Raw genomic sequence first — 1,110 nt, 5'->3', positions numbered from 1 at the left:
CACCGTCCAGGTTTTGCACGGCACTACGCGCATGGTCGGTCGGCAACTCCAGCAGCGCCGGCGCCCCGGCCAGCGTTTGCTGCCAGTAGGTCGCCTGCGCCTGCAGCACCTCGCCCTCGATCCAGCGTCGCTGCCAGGCCGCATAGTCGGCGTACTGGATGGCCAGCGGCGGCAGCGGATCGTCTTCGCCGGCACGATAGGCGTTGTACAGCGCGCTGAACTCGTTGACCAGGATGCCCTGCGACCAGCCGTCGGAGACGATATGGTGCATCGTCACCAGCAGCACGTGCTCGTCCTCGGTGATCCGGATCAGGCGACCACGTACCAGCGGGCCGGTGGCAAGGTCGAACGGCGCTGCAGCTTCGGTTTCTGCCAGTTCGTCGAGTTTGGCTTCGGCGTCATTCTGGTTGCGCAGATCATGTTCCTGCAACGCGAAGCCAGTGTCAGCGGCGATGCGCTGCACCGGCTGCCCTTGTTCCAGCACGAAGGTCGTGCGCAAGGCTTCATGGCGGGCGACGATGCGGTCCAGCGCATGGCGCAGCGCTGCACGGTCGAGCGTTCCCTGCATGCGCAGTCCGAGCGGGATGTGATACGCCTGGCTGACGCCCTCCATCTGCGACAGGAACCACAGCCGTTGCTGCGCGAACGACAGCGGCAGCGCGTCTGCACGCGACGCCAGCGCAATGGCTGGCAGCTCGCTTTGGGCAGCCTGGCCGACGGCTGTTGCCAGTGCGGACAGGCTGGCATGGGCGAACAGCTCGGTCACGCCCAGTTCCACGCCCAGTACCTGACGCACGCGTGAAGCGACCTTGACCGCCAGCAGCGAGTGGCCACCGAGGGTGAAGAAGTTGTCGTGGCGGCCGACCTGCTCAACGCCCAGAACTTCGGCCCAGATCGTAGCCAGTGCAGTTTCGACTTCACCGACCGGTGCTTCATACCCATGACTCGCGTAGGCGTCGCCTTCCGGTGCCGGCAACGCCTGCCGGTCCAGCTTGCCGTTCGGCGTCAGCGGCAGGGTGTCGAGCTGCACGTACGCCGCCGGCACCATGTACTCGGGCAGCGTTGCTGACAGAACTGCGCGCAGCGCTTCAGTATCAAGCTGCACATCGG

The 1,110-nt window shown here is 65.9% G+C and carries 1 protein-coding gene; it reads right to left on the bottom strand.

Going from position 1 to position 1,110, the window contains the following annotated elements:
* A partial coding sequence (locus ACFQUU_RS29315; RefSeq protein WP_382252165.1) for a condensation domain-containing protein occupies nucleotides 1–1,110 on the bottom strand: 1,110 nt, incomplete at both ends.

Source organism: Herbaspirillum sp. GCM10030257 (genome assembly GCF_042666555.1).
GTDB lineage: Bacteria > Pseudomonadota > Gammaproteobacteria > Burkholderiales > Burkholderiaceae_D > Noviherbaspirillum.
This window is presented reverse-complemented; position numbering and strand designations above follow the sequence as displayed.